Origin of the sequence: Succinivibrio faecicola (genome assembly GCF_019448115.1) — a bacterium.
Classification (GTDB): domain Bacteria; phylum Pseudomonadota; class Gammaproteobacteria; order Enterobacterales; family Succinivibrionaceae; genus Succinivibrio; species Succinivibrio faecicola.
Genome location: NZ_JAGFNY010000029.1, coordinates 1 through 18,411 on the forward strand (window position 1 = coordinate 1; position 18,411 = coordinate 18,411).

The following is an 18,411-nucleotide window of genomic DNA, read 5'->3' on the forward strand; positions in this document are numbered from 1 at the left end:
GTAAGTCAGATAGGAAGTGGTAAGTTCTACGCCAGTATTTTATTTGAATATGAAGAGAAAATAACAAATAAAGAGCCTCAAAGCTTTCTTGGCATGGATTACTCCATGCATGATTTGTATGTAGATAGTGAAGGTAATAAAGGAGAATACGAACACTTCTATAGAAAGTCAGAGCAAAAGCTGAAAAGAGAACAGAGAAAGCTTTCTCTGATGAAGAAAGGCTCTAAGAATAGAGCCAAACAAAGAATAAAAGTAGCAAAAGTCCACGAAAAAATAGCAAACAGCAGAAAAGATTTCCTGCATAAAAAATCACGACAGATAGCCAATGTCTGTGATTGTGTATGTATTGAAAATCTTGATATGAAAGTTATGTCTCAAAGTCTGAATTTTGGAAAATCAGTTCATGATAATGCTTTTGGCATGTTCATGGAAATGCTTTCCTATAAACTTAAAAGACAAGGAAAATATCTGGTAGAGGTTGATAAGTTTTATCCAAGCTCTCAGCTATGTTCTGTCTGTGGATATCAGAACAAGGAAACCAAGGATTTATCCTTAAGAGAATGGATTTGCCCTCATTGTGGCACCAGACATGACAGAGATATCAATGCGGCTGTAAATCTTCTAAAAGAAGGCAAAAGACTTTTGCTAAATCAAATAAAAAAAACAACCGAGGGGCACTCGGGGATAGCCTGTTGTGAGATAAAAGCTCACTGCTTAGCTCATTAGAGCTATCGAACAGGAATTCCCTACCTCTACAGGTAGGGGAGGATGTCACTAGAATTAAAGTACATTACCAAAAAAGATGCTACTAAAGCAAAGATTGAAGCAACGATAAATGAAGCTACAGAACAGGTAAATACATACAAGAGAGCAATAGAATTTAAAGATAAAACTGTTAAAGCCTATGCCATGGTATTTACTGGATCTGAATGTGTATATTGTGGTGCTCAGTAATCTTTGTACTAAGACTTTAATGTTTTGGTGGTTAGACAATTAAACAGGAAGTTCACACTTCTAAGTTTGAGAGAATATCTCCTACAATCTCATTATTATTCTAAATTTTGCACCTTTGACTTAGCAGTTATACATCACTAAAATAGAAGATAGTTAAATATTACGGATAAAGACTATGAGTGATAAATGCTTTAAACAACTGCCTATCGGAAATGAGGATTTTTCTTATATCATCCAGAATGGTGGTTATTATGTTGATAAAACCTCATATTTAAAAAATGTCTTTACCAATCTCTCCCCTGTGATTCTTTTCACAAGACCAAGACGTTTTGGTAAAACTCTTTTAATGGATATGTTTGCCACATATTTAACTATTGGCAAAGATGGCAGTGATAACAGAGAGTTTAAAGAAAAAATCTTTGAAGGTCTTGAGATTCTAAAAGATAAAGAATTCACTGATGAATACATGGGACAGTTCCCTGTTATTTTCATTTCTCTTAAAAGCGCTTATGGCGAGACTTTTGAACAGGCCTATGATGCATTAGCTCGTATTGTAGTAAGGCTATTTTCTGGTTTCGACTTTTTATTAAACAGTAAGAATCTGTCAAAAGATGATATTAAAAACTATAGCAAATATCTAGATAGAGGATTTCTGTGTGATATAAATTCTATGGGATATGTAAAGGAAGCTTTAGAATTTCTATCAACTTGTCTTTATAAGCACTATAAAAAGAAAGTCATACTTTTAATCGATGAGTATGATGTACCTTTAGCAAAGGCATCAGAAGGTGGATATCATTCACAGATGGTAAAACTGATAAGTCAGTTCTTTGATTTCATGAAAATCTCACCTAATGACAAGACCACAGAATATCCAATAGAAAAGATAGTTCTTACAGGATGTTTAAAGGTAGCAAAAAACAGCATATTTACAGGTGTAAACAATCTTTATGTGAATACCATTCTGTCTGAAAGTCCATCATTTGATTCAATGATAGGCTTTACAAAAGATGAGACTGTAAAGATATTAAAGGATTATGAGCTTGATGATTACTTTCCTTTTGTAAAAGAGAATTATGATGGCTACAGATTCAATAAAAAGGAAATGTTCTGTCCATGGGTTTTAGTTTCTTTTATAAAAGATGCCATAGAAAAGAAATCACAGAATATCAAGGTTAATGCACCAAACTACTGGATAAACTCAACATCAAGCAACGCATTATTATCATATGTTGGATATCTTACAGATGAAGATAATGAGAATATGCAAAAGCTTATGGATGGTGAGTGTATAGAGACCACCATCAATGATTCAATGAACTATGATGATTTATCAATGCACAAAGCTGAGGATTTCTACACATTATTGCTTTTTACAGGATATCTTACTGTTGATAGCTACAGAACAGAGAAAATTTCTGGAGAAGATAAGACCATCTACTCACTTAAGATCCCAAACAGAGAAATCCGTCAGTGTTTTATAAAGAACATAAAAGAGCACTTTGATGCAGTAGTAAATCAAGGAGAGAATAAGGCAAAGCTTATAGCAAAGGCTCTGTTTGAAGGTGATAGTGAAAGTGCATCAGATAACATCTTTGAGCTTTTAAAGTCATATGTATCAATAAGAGACTTTGCAACAAAGGCAAAACCTGAGAACTTCTATCATGGATTCTTATCAGGAGTATTTACAAACTGTTCTAACTTCATAACTGACTTTAAATCAAACAGTGAATCAGGTGATGGATATGCTGATTTAATGTTTATGGATGAAAGACAGAAGATTGCCGTTATCATTGAGATTAAAGCAGTAAATTCAAAAAAAGAATTACCAGAAGGTACTCAAAAGGCACTCAAGCAGATAGAAGAAAACAGATATGCAGATGAATATCATGATGATTCAACAGTTAAATCTATTTACTGCTATGGCATCAGTTTTTATAACAAACAATGCGATATACAAGGAATGAAAATAAAGTAAAATTCACAGATGCAAAAGTGTTAAAACACAAATACTTTAAATTAAGCGCTCTTTTTGATGTGAAGATAGAAAAAATATCTTTTTGTAAGAGTATTTATATCCTCAAAATCCATTATCTAATGTGATACATACAATAACATTAAGAAAAATTCCTAATTTTAAGCTAATTTTTACTATTTCTAGTACAAAAAAAATTCATTTAAACATACAATATATATAGGGATCAGACAAAAAAAGAATACAAAAATCTTGAGGATAGAAACATGCCTGAATTTGACATGAATTATGCCTTTTTTATTATCGGCGTGCTTCTGATCTTCGCTATATTTGCTTCAAAACTTTCCTCTTTTTTCGGTACCCCTTTACTTTTACTGTTCCTTGCAATCGGTATGTTAACCGGTGAAGACGGCATTATTCTTCACATCCATTACACCGATTATTCATCCGCTTTTCTGATTGCAAATCTCATGCTTGCGGTGATACTTCTAGACGGTGGTTTAAGAACGAGTTTTTCTACGATGAAAACTGTGGCCACAGAGTCAACAATACTGGCGACACTGGGTGTTGTTCTCACGTCTGGAATTACTGGCTTTTTAGCATATCTTATTCTTGATATTTCTCTGATTCAGGCTCTCTTACTTGGGTGTATTGTAGGTTCAACAGATGCTGCAGCCGTGTTCTCTTTACTTGGTAAGGATGATACTGTTTCTTTAAAATCCAATGTTTCAAATTCTCTTCAGATTGAATCTGCAACCAACGATCCTATGGCAATTTTGCTGACTACAACAATGATTGCCTTTGCATCTGCTAAAACCACATCTATGTACGATGCCTTCGTATTTTTCTGCTCCCAGTTTGGTTTTGGTATTCTCGTAGGAATTGTAATTGGCTATATTGCAAGAGTGCTTATAGCTAATATCACATTAGGTGTCGGTCTTTACTGTATCTTTGTAATAGGTATCGGTCTTATTGGATTTGCTATCACCACATACATTGGAGGCTCTGGCTTCCTTGCTATCTTCATTATCGGTATGTGCATTGGTAATCAGAAAACAAGACAGGTAAGCTATATTCTTCCTGTATCTGAAGGCTTTACCTGGTTAAGTCAGATCACACTGTTCTTACTGTTAGGTCTTTTAGTGTCACCTCATGAAATGGTGTCTTACTGGTATCCTGGTGTAGTAATTGCTGTTGTTATTACTCTTATAGCAAGACCTCTTACAGTATTCTTATGTATAAAACCTTTCTTTAGGGCTTATAACAACCGTGATCTTCTGTTTATGAGCTGGGTTGGTCTTAGAGGCTCTGTACCTATTGTACTTGCTATTTATCCTGTATTTGACAAACTTGACCACCCTCAGCTGTATTTTAATGTAGCATTTGTGGTTGTAATCGTATCCTTATTGTTCCAGGGCTCATTAATCGTTCCATTATCAAAGATTTTAAAGGTATATGCCCCTTCAATTGCAGCGCCTATCAATAAATCTGATGTGGGTATCATGCTGTCTAATGACTATGAGCTTATGAACTATAGAATTAAGGAGCCATCATTTGAGAATATTCAGCTAAGATCAATAGTTTTTCCTAAAGGAACAAACATTGCCGCTGTATTCCGTGAAGGTAAAAAGATAAAATGTCAGGGAGATACAAGAATAAGGATTGGTGATATTCTTTCTATTATCGGTACTGATGCAGATGAGCCGCTTTTAAATGCACTGTTCTCTCATCAGGTAAGAATAAAGAGTCACTCCTTGTATCATGGCGACAAGATTTACAATGCAGACACTCCGCTAATCGATCTTGCAGAGCAGTTTGATTTTGAGCTAACCTCATTTGAGAAAACTCTATCTTTAGCTGATATGATGTCATATCAGATTGGTGGTTTTCCAGAGCCTGGAGACGAGGTTAATCTTATTAAAGTCAGTCTTGTTGTGGTTGAGCTTGAAGGCGACAAGATTAAACGCGTAGGATTGTATTTAGCTCAGGAACGTACAGCAGAGTACGAGAGATTACGACGAGCTAAATTCAATGTCTACAAAAGCGAGCAGGATAATATGCAGCGTCGTCGAGAAGATGCAACCAAACAGCTGTTTGACAGTATAGACGACGATGAAGAATATAATACTTAAAGATGAAAGAACAGTTAGATAAATTTATTAAGAACGTAAAAAGCAATTATAAAGAACTTACCTTTATCCATCAGATGTACTTATCAAGAGAGCTTAAAAAGCTCTCTTCTTGTACTGATGAAAATCAGCTTATAGAAAAACAGCTGCTTATCAGTTCAAAACTTGAAGAGTACAAGTCTTTTTATAAGGATCGTGAAGATAGGCTTCCAACTGTTACCTATAACGATGATCTTCCTGTAAGCTCAAGAAAAGATGAAATCATCAAGGCCATAAAGGATAATCAAGTTGTTATCATTGCAGGTGAAACCGGCTCTGGTAAGACTACACAGATCCCAAAGATGTGCCTTGAGGCAGGTCTTGGTAAAAAAGGTTTTATCGGTCATACTCAGCCAAGAAGAATTGCCGCAAGAGCAGTTGCCACAAGAATTGCTCAGGAGCTAAACGATCCTTTAGGAAACTTAGTTGGCTACAAGGTTCGCTTTACTGATAATACATCTGAAAAAAGCTATATCAAACTCATGACTGACGGTATTTTGCTTGCAGAAACTGCAAATGATCGTCTTTTATTAAACTATGAGTGCATCATTATCGATGAGGCTCATGAGCGTTCCTTGAATATCGATTTTTTAATCGGTTATTTAAAGAATCTTCTGTCAAAACGTCCTGATTTAAAGGTAATCATTACATCTGCTACCATTAATACAAAACGATTCTCAGAGCATTTTAATAATGCTCCAATAATCGAGGTGTCAGGAAGAACTTATCCTGTTGAAGTTGTCTATATGCCTTTAGAGAAGGAAATAGAAGATGATGAGGATGAACAGGAGACACTCGATTTAAGATCAGGCATTCTAAAGGCTCTTAATTACCTTTATAAAAACCATGGCAGAGAAGACTGTCTTGTGTTTTTACCAGGTGAAAGAGAAATTATGGATGTTAACCGCTTTTTGAAAAAAGCTAATCTTCCGAATGTTGAAATCCTTCCTCTGTATGCAAGACTTGCTACATCTGAGCAGAACAGGATCTTTGAAAAGCACTCAACAGTCAGAGTTGTCCTCTGTACTAACGTTGCAGAAACATCTTTAACTGTTCCTAATATAAAGTATGTAATCGATCCTGGTACTGCAAGGATCTCAAGATATTCTCCAAGAACAAAGGTTCAAAGACTTCCTGTTGAAAAGATTTCAAAGGCAAGTGCCGATCAGAGAAAAGGTCGATGCGGTCGTGTAAGCTCAGGTGTCTGTGTAAGACTTTACTCAAAAGAGGATTTTGATTTCAGAGAGGAGTTTACCTGCCCTGAAATTCTAAGAACCAATCTTGCATCTGTTATTTTGCAGATGATTTCCTTAAAGCTTGGTAATATTAATTCATTTCCATTCATTGATAAGCCAGAACCAAGACAGGTTACTGATGGTATCAGACTATTAGAAGAATTAGGTGCCATTAAGGATTCTAGAGGTCTTTCAACTGATGAACTGACTCTTACAAACACGGGTGTTCAGTTATCTAAGATCCCAACCGATCCAAGACTTGCAAGAATGCTTGTTGAAGCTGACAGACAGTGTTCTTTAAGTGAGGTATTGATTATTGTTGCAGCTTTGGCTGTTATGGATCCAAGAGAGCGTCCTTTAGATAGGCAAGAGCAGTCAGCTAATATGCATAATCGCTTTAAGGATGAGAAATCAGATTTTCTATCCTACATAAAGCTTTATGAATATATAAATGAAAAACAAAAAGAACTTACATCGTCAGCTTTCAAGCGCATGCTAAAAAGCGAGTTCTTATCATATTTAAGAATAAGAGAGTGGTTCGATCTACTACGTCAGTTAAGAGCAAGCTGTCAGTCTCTTGATTACAGGCTGAATGAAAATGCTGCTGATTATGACTCTGTACACAAGGCAATTGTCTCAGGTCTTCTATCTCAGATTGGCAACTTTAATGACAATGATAAAGGTCAGTACCTAGGTGCACGTGGTATCAAGTTCTATATTCATCCATCATCAGCGCTTTGTAAGAAAAAGCCAAAGTGGATCTGCGCAAGCGAGCTTAATGAAACTACAAGACTCTTTGCTAAAAACTGCGCAGTTATCGATCCTTTATGGCTTGAAACTTTAGGTGCTCATTTAATCAAAAAGAATTACAACGAGCCTCACTGGTCAAGAAAACAGGGAGCTGTTGTTGCAAATATGAACATATCTTTGTACGGACTTATGATTGTTCAAAACCGTACAGCTCAGTACAGCAGTATCGATCCAAAGCTTTGCCGCTCTCTTCTTATAAGAGACGGTCTGGTTAATGGCGATATGGATATTAGATTCCCGTTCTTTAAGAGAAATCTTGATCTAATAGATGAGGTTTTACATGTTGAGGATAAGCTAAGACGTCGTGATCTTCTTGTGGAAAGCTCTGTTCTTGAAGAGTTCTATGACAAAAAGCTTCCTGATGATATCCTAACAGTTCGTCACTTTGAAAAGTGGTTTAGAGAAAAGCAAAAACATGAGCCAAACTATCTTGATTTCTCTTTGGATATGGTCGTTAAAGATAACTTTGATACCATTAAAGAGGATATGTTCCCAGAGTTCTGGCAGACTGACAATTTCAAGCTAAAGCTTTCTTATGTCTTTTCTCCATCTGATAAGAATGATGGTGTAACTGTTCATATTCCTCTTGCAATCTTAAACAAGATTAACTCAAAACAGTTTGTCTATCAGATCCCTGGATTGAGACTTGAGTTTTTAACAGAGCTTATTAAATCTCTGCCAAAAAAGCTTAGAAAGAATCTTATTCCTGCACCAAACTATGCAAAGGCACTTTTAGAGACAATACAGGAGCCTTTTACTGAAGATCTGTACGTGAAGGCTGCAAAGGAGCTTACAAGAATGGGTGGGCAAGTTGTCACATGCGATGATTTTGATAAGGCTCTTATCGATAAGCACCTTTTCATGAACTTTGCAATTGAGGATGAAAACTCAAAAATCATCAAGACAGGCAGAAATCTTGATGTGCTTTTATCAGAGCTTAACTCAAAGATTTCATCTGCTCTAAAAAAGTCAATCAAGGTTCACAAAGACAGTGCACCTACCAATGTATGGTCATTTGGAGATATCAAAAAAGAGCAAAATTCAAAGCAAGGCTCAATTGAAATAACAGCATATCCTGCTCTTTGTGATAAGGGAAATGGCGTTGCACTCGAACTTTGTGACAGCACTCATCGCCAGGAGAAAATGATGTGGCTTGGTGAGAGAAAGCTTCTGTCTTTGAGTATAAAAGATCCTACATCATATTTAGAGCAGCATCTGCCTAACAAGTCAAAACTTGCAATGTACTATCAGCCACTTGGCTCAATCAAGGAGCTTGTCTCAGATTTAGTTTTAGGTGCAATTGATAAGATCATGCAGGAGAACAATGCTCCTGTATATGATGAGGCTTCTTTTAATGTGCTTTTAGAAAAGGTGAGAGGCGATCTTAATGATACTGCTTTAGAACTTGCAACAAAGGTTGATAAGATCCTCATGAAAGCACATGAGCTAAAAAAACTGTTAAAAGGCAGACTATCATTAGATGTTGCCTATTCATACAAGGATGTTGGTACTCAGCTTGATTCTCTTGTGTTCAAAGGCTTTATTAGTCAGACTCCTCTAAAGGCTCTTTTAGAGTATCCAAGATATCTTGATGCGATGATTTACAGGCTTTCAAAGGTAAATAAGGATGTGAATCGAGACCTTATGTACACAAGAAAGATTGAAGATCTGCAAGAGCAGTATAAGACAACCTTAAATCGCTATAAGTACTCTTATGTACCAAACGATCTTGAGAATGTTAAATACCTGATTGAAGAGCTTAGAGTCTCCTATTTTGCTCAGCAGTTAGGTGTTAAGGTCAGCGTTTCTGACAAGAGAATTTTAAATGAGTTAAAGAGGATATTAGAGGAGTATCCTGATCATAATTGACTCTATTTTATAGAGTGACACTTAACTGCTAAGTATAGTAATTACTTCATGAAAGCTTTTTTGACACCTTGTTTACATAAGTAAACACTAGCGTTAATTGAAAATTGAGTTATGTGTGGGGGCTAGCAGGATGTTAAATTTAGAAACTTGTTTATGTTCACATATGTTCGATTAAATTTGCTAAATTAAATATGAATGCTGTATACTTTTTATAGCTATTTATTTCAGCTTAGTTTTGTTGAATAAGTGAATAAAAAGAGCTTAATTCATTTCATTGAATAAGCTGTTACATAAAAATATCATATAAATATAAGGTGGTACTTATGGGTGTTTTCAGTGAGGACAGCAGAGTTAAATTTCCTACAATCAAGCATCTTATGGAAATGGGATATGAGTATATTTCATTTAAAGGTACCAGCTACAAAGATGAAAGTCTTGAAAAGACAGAAACAGATCCATTAACCAACATCCTTCCAGAGATCTTAAAGAAGGCATATCTTAAGCTGAATCCAGAAAAGGATAAATCAGACTTTAAAAGTCTTTTAACTAAAATTCAGACCTCTCTTAACAATAATGATTTAGGTAAACAGTTCTACAATGAATATCTTTTAAATCCTGTTGAGAGAATTATTGATTTATCAAGTCCTGAAAACTTTAGAGTAAATAATACCTTTCAGCTGGCAACTGAACTTACATGTGGAAATAAAGATTCTGATAATTTCAGACCTGATATTACTCTGTTTGTAAATGGTCTTCCTTTAGCTTTTATAGAAGTTAAAAAAGAAAATAATTCAAAGGGGATTCAGGCTGAAACAGAGAGGATGAAGACAAGGTTTAAAACCGATGCTTTCAGGCGCTACCTTAATATCACTCAAATTATGGTTTTCAGTAATGATATGGAATATGCAGAGGAGAACAGACCTCCAGAGCAGGGCGCATATTATGCAACCATTGGTAAAAGAGATACAAAATACTCAACCTTCAGAGAAGATGGTCAAGATTCATTCCCTGTAAAGCTGTTTTGCCGTGAAGTCCCTAAAATTACTGAAGAGCTGATGTTAAAGGACAATAATGTTGCTCAATACATAAATCTTTCTGAATATAAAGAAAACTGCTGCAACACTAAGACTCCAACCAAGAGAATATGCAACAGTCTGTTTTCTTTTGAAAGATTTCATTTCCTATTAAAGTATGGCATTGCTTACGCTGATTACAGCTTTGGATTCCAGAAACATATTATGCGTTATCCTCAGCTTTTTGCTACTAAAGCAATTGAAAGGATGCTCGATAAAGGTGGTCAGAAGGGTATCATCTGGCATACACAGGGAAGTGGTAAAACAGCTTTAACCTATTACAATGTAAAGTACCTAACTGATTACTATTCTAAGCAGGGTATCATTCCTCAGTTCTTCTTTATTGTAGATAGACTTGATCTTATGGTTCAGGCCCAGATGGAATTTTCTGTCCGTGGCCTTAAGGTTGTACCTGTTCAGGATAAAGATGATTTTAAAAAGATCATTACAAGTCCTCATATGACTCAGAATCAGAAAGGAGAACTTGAGATCACAGTTGTTAATATCCAGAAGTTCTCTGATGAAACAAGAGTTCTATCAAAATCAGCTTACAATCTTAAAGTTAAGCGAATTTACTTTATTGATGAGGCTCACCGAAACTACAATCCTAAAGGCTCTTTCTTAAATAACCTTATTTCAAGCGATGAAAGCGCAATTAAGATTGCCTTAACTGGTACTCCTATCATTCAACAGGATATCAATACCAAAGATATTTTTGGAGAGTATATCCATACCTACTATTACAACGCTTCTATTTCAGATGGCTATACTCTGCGTTTAATGCGTGAAAAGATTGATTCAAATTTTAAAGGCGTAATGCAGGACAAAATAGCAGATCTTCAAATTAATCCAAGGTACATAAATATCAAGAATATCTATGCTCACAAGAACTATGTAGAGCCATTACTTGATTATGTTGTTGAAGATTTAAAGAAATTTAGAGCTGCTCAGAAAGATCCTTCTTTAGCAGGAATGATTGTCTGCAATAGCAAAGAGCAGGCAATTAACATGCACCGTATTTTCCTTGATAAATACGCTCCAAAAGATGAAGTAATAAGAACTTTTGAAGATGGTGAGGAAATAATTGAAAGTGTTGGACCTGATGTTATTGATGCTAAAAGACGTCTGCCAGAAAAAGGCCGTTACAGAGCAGCCTTAATCCTTTGTGATGTTGATGGAAAAGATACCAGAAAGGCATGGATTGACCTTTACAAAGAGGGCCTTGTTGATTTCCTAATTGTATTCCAGATGTTGCAGACTGGTTTTGATGCACCAAGACTAAAGAAACTTTATTTGAATCGTAATGTAAGAGCTCACAACCTGTTACAGACTCTGACTCGTGTAAACAGACCTTATAAAGATCAGAAATATGGCTATGTTGTAGATTTTGCTGATATTGAAGAAGAATACGAAAAGACTAATGGTCAGTATCAGAAAGAGCTTGAAGCTGAGACTGGTAAGGATTGGGTTGATGGCGGAAATAAACTATTTGTTTCTGAAGATGAGGCTCAAGAGCAGATAGCTGCTGCTATTGAAACCGTTGAACCATACGATATGCAGAGTCCAACTGTGTTTTCAAAGCAGATTAATATGGAGAATGACACCGCACTATTAAATAAGCTTTTAAATGCATTAAATGTAATTCTTACGACTCATAATATGCTCTTAACTCAGGGATCAGATATTGATGAGATCAGAAATGCATTTGAAAATAAGTGCAATTTTTATGAGTTAAGGAACTTTATAAAAGCTCTTAAGCTGCGTATCGCCAGTGTAAATTTTGCAAAGCATGGTGATGAAGCTGCATCAGCCCGCGAAATGCTTAATGTTGCCCTTGAGGATTTAACATTTACTTTTGAACAGAATGGAGATGCTCAGATTTTAGAGCTTGAAGGTCAATATAAGCAGTCTATTGCGTATGTTAGAGAACAGCTTTTATGTAACTCTGATAATGATGATCCTGAGTACAAAACTTTACAGCAGGCATTCTTAGATGAAGTTACAAAACATGGCATGGGTAACCTGAATAATCCAGACAGTATCAATAAGCTTAATCTGCATGAGAGAGTTGATGCTATCAATGACATATTAGCTCGCATCAGGCGTAAAAATGAAGAGGATAACATCCTTGCGTCCAAATATAGGGGCGATAAAAAATATGTCAGAATTGAGAAGCGTCTGAAAGAAAGAGCCAAAGATCTCGCAGAAAGTCATGATGAGAAGGCTTCTTCCTATGAGTTTACGAAGAATCAAGCTATGATAAATACTCTTTTGCTGAATATTAAGGATGATGTAGATGATGCGTGTCTTGATAATGATGACATCATTACCATAAAGGGGATTTTTTCTAAAAAGATTACAGGTAAAGTAACAAGGCGTTTTAAACAGGAAAAGATTTCAACTAATGATGATATAAGAACCTTTGTTACAGGTTTAATTGAAAAAGAATACAGAAATTCAGTCTACACAAGGGCATAAATAACATGGAAGAGACATTATCAATCCAGCAGCAGACTAAAGATCTCATTGACCGTTTAAAGAGTACAACCAGTGGTAACGGTTTGGGTAATTCAGGAAACGAGTATGTAGTAATCGTTCAGATATTTTTATATAAGTTCTAAATGATAAATTTATATACTCAGCTAAAAAGGAAATGCCTAAACTTGTTGAAAATGGCAAAGATATCTATGAATCATTAAAGGCTATGTCTGATGATGAATTTGAAGAACTGTGTGCTTTGCTTGAAGATACAGTAATTTTAAAAAGAGAGCATTTAATTCCATTCGTATCTCAAAGAAGAAATGATGAAAACTTTGCAAAAATCATGGATGCAACTTTGGAAGGCATTGCTGCTGAAAATGCTGATGTGTTCTTTATTGTAAATGAAGATAATTCTCGAGTTCCTATCATTAAGCCAATTTCTGATTTAATCTCTGGTGGAGCATCAAACAAGAACTCTTTCTGTAAGTCTTTAATTGATGATATTTCAGCATTCAGTTTTGAAAATATCTTTGATGCCGGCTACGATTTTTTCTCTACAATCTTTGAGTATCTGTTAAAGGATTACAACTCAAATGGTGGTGGTACTTATGCTGAGTACTATACCCCTCATTCAGTTGCAAACATCATGGCAAGATTACTTGTTGATGACGGCAAAGACTACAGGAGCATGAAGATTTATGATCCTGCAGCAGGTACAGGAACGTTACTGATTGCGCTGGCTCACGCAATTGGTGAACGTAAGTGCGCTGTATATACTCAGGATATCAGTGAGAAGTCATCAACGATGATGATGTTAAACTTGATATTAAACGGTATGGCAGAGTCATTAACTCACGTTATCAAGGGTAATACCATGACTCATCCTTTCCATAAGGATGATAATGGCAAGTTAAAGCAGTTTGACTTTGTGGTATCAAATCCACCTTTTAAACTGGATTTCTCTGATTATCAAAACACACTAAAGACAGCGGATCCATTCAAGAGATTTTTTGCAGGAGTTCCCAATATTCCAAATAAAAATAAAAAGAAAATGGAGATTTACCTTTGTTTCTTCCAGCACGTGATTGCATCTATCAAAGATGCCGGTCGTGGTGCTATCGTTGTGCCAACAGGTTTCTTAACAGCACAGTCTGGTATTCCTTTGAAGATTAGACAATACCTTGTGGATAATAAGTTCTTAAAAGGTGTTGTATCAATGCCAAGCAATATTTTTGCAAATACTGGTACCAATGTGAGTGTTGTATTTATTGATAAGGCTGGAATTGATAAGCCTGTATTTATTGATGCAAGTAAATTAGGGGAAGAGTCTAAGGACGGTAAAAACATGAAGACTGTTCTTAAAGATGATGATGTAGAGCAAATAGTATCTACATTCCATGACACTAAAGCTGTAGATGAATTCTCAGTATTGCCATCAATAGATGAAATAAAATCTAAAAATTACAGCTTCTCCGCAGGCCAGTATTTTGAAGTTAAGATTGAGCATATTGATATTACAGAAGAAGAGTTCAATCAAAAGATAAAAGAATACACAGAAACTTTAGATTCTCTTTTTGCAGAAGGAAAAGAGCTAGAGGCTAATATCAAGGCTGCTTTAGGGAGTTTGAAGTATGAGTAAATTATCAAAGACAAAAATATTAGATTATGTGTCTAGTTATGGCGATGGAATTCATGGAACGCCTATTTATGATTCTGAGGGGAAATATTTTTTTATAAATGGTAATAACTTAAAAGATGGTAACATTGAAATTTATCCAGATACAAAAAAAATTAATGAAATAGAATTTGATAGAATTAAGCGTAATTTGAGCGAACGGACAATTCTAGTGTCTATTAACGGTTCACTTGGAAATATTGCCTTTTATAAAGGAGAACCTGTTGCTTTAGGGAAAAGTGCCTGTTTCTTAAATATAAAGATAAATAAGAATTTATATTTTTGTAAATACGTTCTAGAAACGAAGTTATTTAAAAATTATATCAGTCTTGTTTCAACTGGTTCAACTATAAAAAATTTATCCCCTTCTCAAGTAGTAGATTATGAATTTTGGGCTCCTAGTGAAGAACAGCAAGAAAAAATTTCTAATGTATTAAGAAATATTGACTTAAAAATCCAAAACAACAAAAAACAAATAGAAAATCTCGAATCTCTTGCAAAAACAATCTATGACTATTGGTTTGTGCAGTTTGATTTTCCGAATGAAGAAGGAAAGCCTTATAAGTCTTCAGGTGGGAAGATGGTTTGGAATGAGGAATTGAAGAGAGAGATTCCTGAGGGGTGGAAATATACTTTCATAGGATCAATAACAAATTGCTATGACTCAAAAAGAGTGCCCCTTTCAAGCAAACAAAGAGGTGCTAAGAAAGGAGAATTTCCGTATTATGGCGCAACTTGTGTAATGGATTATGTTAATGAATTTATTTTTGATGGTGATTACGTATTAATGGCCGAAGATGGTTCAATTATGAAGGGGGATAATACACCAATACTTCAGCGTATTACAGGAAAAACTTGGGTCAACAATCATGCTCATATTTTAGAACCGAAAAAAGGGTACTCTTGTGCAGTTTTAATGCAATTATTAAAAGATATATATGTTCCCTCATTAAAAACAGGATCTATACAGGCCAAAATTACTCAAGAGAAGATGAATTCTATAAAGATTATTGATATACCAAGTGATTTACTATATGAAATTAATAAACAGTTATTACCTCTTGATAGCAAAGTTTTGCATTTACAAAATGAAATTAGTGTTTTGAATAAATTAAAAGGCTTTATTCTTCCTTTGCTGATGAATGGACAAGTCAAAATAGAGCAATAATTTTAAAACTTATAGTGAAATAAAGAGATTCATAATGACCTATATACAGCTTTTCTTTGACGCACTCAAAAAAATAAATATTAATCTTCTTGCATGTATTATTTTCATTTCTTCTTTAGGATTATTGTATATCCCAGATAGGTATTTAGAGATTCTATTCATACAATCAATTAAACATAACCATAGTGAAGAACTCGGTCTTGCTACATTTGTGAGTGGTATATATATTATTTCAATAATAATATTAAAATTTAAAATAAAATACGATGAAAATAAATTCAGCACAAAAGCAACAATAGAAAGATATCTAAAAAAATTCTGCACTAGAGATTTTATGTCTTTTTTGATTTACACATATTATGATCACGAGAAACAAGCTTTTGAAAGCACGCCTATCAATGAAATATTTTACCATGACAATCACATAAGATTGTTAAACGATTTTCAGTTAATATATAGGACAACTGACTACAGTAACTTCCTAAGTGAACCTTATAATCTGCATCCATGTGCAGTTGTTACTCTTAATAAATATCTAAAAAAGAAAAAATTAATTATAGATAGCAACAAGTTTATATTTAACTACCTTGTATAGGCTATAACTAAATACCCTCTATATCGCAACATCATAAAATAATCTGTTAGTTTTTCAGCATTACATTTCAAACAAAATAAGTAAATGGTCTGAAATAAACTTTTAGACCATTATAAAACAGCCCCTTAAGCAGACTGTTTGTTCTTTAAAAAATCAGTGTGATTTCTTTCACAGTTTTATTGTCATTTGCTTTTTTGTATATATGGCTCTATACGCTTCATACAAGATCACAGCACGATGTGATTTTAAGATGACAACTTTTTCATCTTTTTCATCCATCGATCTGTAGCGATCTCCTAGCTGTCACAGCCCACTGAAAAAGATCTGATTTAGCTCATTTGATTTTTATCAGATCTTTTAAAACCTTCCAATTTAGCTTAATCATTTTGTTTAACAGCTCATTCAAATTATTCTTTTGCTTATCTGTTTTTGATTATTGCTTAGTCATTTTTGCTAGAAGCTCGGTCATTTTGTAATAGAGCTCACTAGATTTTGATTTTGTTGGTCTTTTTGTGAAGAATTTTTGATAGGATGGACTTATCTATAGGTTTTATTAAGGGAAACAGACTCTCCCTGGAAAGTTGCGTCTGTCTCCCACACGTAAGTGCATGAATATATTACCACAGTCTTACTTTAACGAAGCTCTTTCTTTATTCTTTCTTGCAAAAAATCTACATGCTTGCAGGAGAGTTCTTGAAATCATTGATTCCTCCGCTCCTTTTACTCAGCTAATTACGTACTTAGGAGTTGAATTTACCACCTTTAAGTTTGTTTTTCAGAATAACGAAATCTCCTCACTTGAGCACCTACAGGAGCTTAATGCTGATGACCTAATTGAGATTGAATTGAGTAGCAACCAGCTTCAAGAGCAGTTAAGAATTACTGTTAGCTATGCTTGTTTTAAAAGTTTAAGAAGCTGCTTTGCTGAAGATCACAAAGTACTTGAAGGTACATTTAAACTTGGACTTTCATATGAACTAAAGGACTATGCCAAAGTTCAATACTGCCCCTACTGCAATCATAAGCTACAACCATATTGTCATCAAACTGCAGGTAGTAGCAGTTGATGAGAATGACAACGAGATATCTGAAGTAAAGGTAACACCAACAGTTTATCCCGAAACAGATTTCTTAAAGAAGAGTTCGATGAGCATTGGACTTATGAGCTTAATCCTTGAGCAGTGGCTGGTACTAAAGTCTCCATTGAACAGAATCAGTCAGTATCTTTTAAGGTATAACATCAGTTTTACAAGACAGCAATTGTACAGCTACACGGACACTACAGCAGCACTTCTGATGCCTATATTCAAGCACATGGAGTCATACTTAAAAGAAGCTACTTTTATAGGAGTTGATGAAACGTACTGGAGCTGTAGAGAAAAGGGCAAAATCAAAGGACCACCTGAAGATGAGCCAGGAAGAAAATCGCATAGAAGCAAATCAAAAACGTTGCGTTCATATGTATTTGGCATAGTGTCAAAGAAGGTGTGTCTGTATTACCATTCTCTAGAAAGGAGTGCAGATATTCCCAAAAACATCATACTTGATAATCAGGTATCAGCTGATTGTTTTATCGAATCTGATGCATTTTACAGGAAGATGTTTTCTATAAAGAAAGATAAGGATGGGCATAGTTCTCGTGTATTCAGTCATGGAATTTGTTGGGTTCATGGACGTCGAAATTTCTGTGAGCTTGTTAATTATGGAACTCATAAGAATGGCTCTCCTATTCAAGAGATTATTGACAATCATTGGGAGCAGGATATTGAGGATGCCAGATATTTCATTGAATCTATAACCAACTGTTTCAAAGTGCATAATACGCTGGTTGAAAAATGCATTAAAAACGAGAAACTGGACATCTGTGAACTTAAGAAAAAGGAGTTAACTCCACTTATTGATAAGATATTTGATAAGGCACATAACATCTATAAAACAATTAAAAAGGAACGGGCAAACAGCAAAGAAAAGCAAAATGCTGAGCCAGAAAGAAAATGCTCTGACAGGCTATATAAGTCAATTGTCTATATGGTTAATAATGAAGATAGATTAAAAGCCTTCTTAAGCAGTCCTTATGGTGTCATGACTAATAACGAAACTGAAGAGAAATTCAGAGAGCTTGATTTATTAAGAAACGGAATGATTGCAAGCGACACATGCAAAGGTGCATCAAATTTAACAGAATTCTATTCTCTGTATAAAACATGCTTGCTTCACAACACTGATTTTAGAACATACATAAAGACAATCATTACAATAATGATGCTTCATGTTAACGAGATTGAATTTGAAAAGGATTCCAAAGGAACAATTACTGGTTATAAAGACCATAAAATTTCCTCTGAAATCCTTGATGAATTGATGCCATGGAATATGGCTTAACAGAAAGGTCAGAAATTTTTATTTCC

Annotated in this window: 12 protein-coding genes; all 12 read left to right on the top strand. The window is 34.8% G+C overall.

Going from position 1 to position 18,411, the window contains the following annotated elements; all coding sequences use genetic code 11:
• The coding region (locus J5V48_RS07695; protein ID WP_219937996.1) for an RNA-guided endonuclease TnpB family protein at positions 1 to 726 on the top strand (726 nt) is incomplete at its 5' end.
• A gap of 42 nt (positions 727 to 768) precedes the next feature.
• A complete protein-coding gene (locus J5V48_RS07700) occupies positions 769 to 954 on the top strand; it encodes a PD-(D/E)XK nuclease domain-containing protein (RefSeq protein ID WP_219937997.1) in 186 nt (61 codons plus the stop codon).
• 175 nt (positions 955 to 1,129) lie between these two features.
• Positions 1,130 to 2,932, top strand: a complete 1,803-nt coding sequence (locus J5V48_RS07705; protein ID WP_219937998.1) for an AAA family ATPase — start codon at positions 1,130 to 1,132, stop codon at positions 2,930 to 2,932.
• Between the two features lie 263 nt (positions 2,933 to 3,195).
• Positions 3,196 to 5,061 (top strand): potassium/proton antiporter, encoded by a 1,866-nt coding sequence (locus J5V48_RS07710; protein WP_219937999.1) that lies wholly within the window; start codon positions 3,196 to 3,198, stop codon positions 5,059 to 5,061.
• 2 nt (positions 5,062 to 5,063) lie between these two features.
• Positions 5,064 to 9,011, top strand: a complete 3,948-nt coding sequence (hrpA, locus tag J5V48_RS07715) for an ATP-dependent RNA helicase HrpA (protein ID WP_219938000.1) — start codon at positions 5,064 to 5,066, stop codon at positions 9,009 to 9,011.
• 323 nt (positions 9,012 to 9,334) lie between these two features.
• Entirely contained in the window at positions 9,335 to 12,562 is a 3,228-nt protein-coding gene (locus J5V48_RS07720) for a type I restriction endonuclease (RefSeq protein ID WP_219938001.1), read from the top strand.
• Positions 12,563 to 12,567: 5 nt separating this feature from the next.
• Positions 12,568 to 12,705, top strand: a complete 138-nt coding sequence (locus J5V48_RS07725) for a hypothetical protein (protein WP_219938002.1) — start codon at positions 12,568 to 12,570, stop codon at positions 12,703 to 12,705.
• Between the two features lie 32 nt (positions 12,706 to 12,737).
• Positions 12,738 to 14,204, top strand: a complete 1,467-nt coding sequence (locus J5V48_RS07730) for an HsdM family class I SAM-dependent methyltransferase (protein WP_219938003.1) — start codon at positions 12,738 to 12,740, stop codon at positions 14,202 to 14,204.
• Positions 14,197 to 15,408, top strand: a complete 1,212-nt coding sequence (locus J5V48_RS07735; RefSeq protein WP_219938004.1) for a restriction endonuclease subunit S — start codon at positions 14,197 to 14,199, stop codon at positions 15,406 to 15,408. Before J5V48_RS07730 ends, J5V48_RS07735 begins: the two co-directional genes overlap by 8 nt.
• A 34-nt stretch (positions 15,409 to 15,442) precedes the next feature.
• Positions 15,443 to 16,003, top strand: coding sequence for a hypothetical protein (locus J5V48_RS07740; RefSeq protein ID WP_219938005.1), 561 nt, complete (start codon positions 15,443 to 15,445; stop codon positions 16,001 to 16,003).
• A 608-nt stretch (positions 16,004 to 16,611) separates the two neighbouring features.
• Positions 16,612 to 17,070 (top strand): hypothetical protein, encoded by a 459-nt coding sequence (locus tag J5V48_RS07745; protein ID WP_219938006.1) that lies wholly within the window; start codon positions 16,612 to 16,614, stop codon positions 17,068 to 17,070.
• Positions 16,991 to 18,385 carry an IS66 family transposase gene (locus J5V48_RS07750; RefSeq protein ID WP_219938007.1) on the top strand — a complete coding sequence of 465 codons (1,395 nt, stop codon included), beginning with the start codon at positions 16,991 to 16,993 and terminating at the stop codon, positions 18,383 to 18,385. Before J5V48_RS07745 ends, J5V48_RS07750 begins: the two co-directional genes overlap by 80 nt.
• Positions 18,386 to 18,411: the final 26 nt, after the last annotated feature.

Bases quoted from the DNA above. Each gene is read 5' to 3' on its own strand.
- J5V48_RS07720 (WP_219938001.1), top strand. From the start codon at position 9,335: ATGGGTGTTTTCAGTGAGGACAGCAGAGTTAAATTTCCTACAATCAAG.
- J5V48_RS07735 (WP_219938004.1), top strand. From the start codon at position 14,197: ATGAGTAAATTATCAAAGACAAAAATATTAGATTATGTGTCTAGTTAT.
- J5V48_RS07725 (WP_219938002.1), top strand. From the start codon at position 12,568: ATGGAAGAGACATTATCAATCCAGCAGCAGACTAAAGATCTCATTGAC.
- J5V48_RS07745 (WP_219938006.1), top strand. From the start codon at position 16,612: ATGAATATATTACCACAGTCTTACTTTAACGAAGCTCTTTCTTTATTC.
- J5V48_RS07700 (WP_219937997.1), top strand. From the start codon at position 769: ATGTCACTAGAATTAAAGTACATTACCAAAAAAGATGCTACTAAAGCA.
- J5V48_RS07705 (WP_219937998.1), top strand. From the start codon at position 1,130: ATGAGTGATAAATGCTTTAAACAACTGCCTATCGGAAATGAGGATTTT.
- J5V48_RS07730 (WP_219938003.1), top strand. From the start codon at position 12,738: ATGCCTAAACTTGTTGAAAATGGCAAAGATATCTATGAATCATTAAAG.
- J5V48_RS07750 (WP_219938007.1), top strand. From the start codon at position 16,991: ATGCCAAAGTTCAATACTGCCCCTACTGCAATCATAAGCTACAACCAT.
- J5V48_RS07740 (WP_219938005.1), top strand. From the start codon at position 15,443: ATGACCTATATACAGCTTTTCTTTGACGCACTCAAAAAAATAAATATT.
- hrpA (WP_219938000.1), top strand. From the start codon at position 5,064: ATGAAAGAACAGTTAGATAAATTTATTAAGAACGTAAAAAGCAATTAT.
- J5V48_RS07710 (WP_219937999.1), top strand. From the start codon at position 3,196: ATGCCTGAATTTGACATGAATTATGCCTTTTTTATTATCGGCGTGCTT.